This window comes from Fibrella forsythiae (assembly GCF_017353175.1).
In the GTDB taxonomy this organism is placed as follows: Bacteria; Bacteroidota; Bacteroidia; order Cytophagales; family Spirosomataceae; genus Fibrella; species Fibrella forsythiae.
The window spans coordinates 1-227 of record NZ_JAFMYW010000081.1; the positions used below are offsets into that span (position 1 = coordinate 1).

Below are 227 nucleotides of genomic sequence, written 5' to 3' on the forward strand. Positions count from 1 at the left end.
CTGACGCCGGGGACGCCATACGTGGTTGGCTTCGGTCAGCCTGCGGGCTTCCTGCCCACACTGGCTAACGTGGGTACGAATGACGCTCTGGACTCAGACGCTTCAGTAGCTACGGGTCTGACGGGTGTGTACTCGCTGACGGCTGACGAGTTCAACCCAACGGTGGACGCTGGTTTCTACAAGCCTGCCTCACTGGGTGACTATGTGTTTAACGATACGAATCGCAA

The 227-nt window shown here is 58.1% G+C and carries 1 protein-coding gene; it reads left to right on the forward strand.

Annotated elements, in window-relative coordinates:
* Positions 1-227, forward strand: a 227-nt coding sequence (locus tag J2I46_RS32745) for an SdrD B-like domain-containing protein (RefSeq protein ID WP_207333323.1), incomplete at both ends; no start/stop codon positions are given.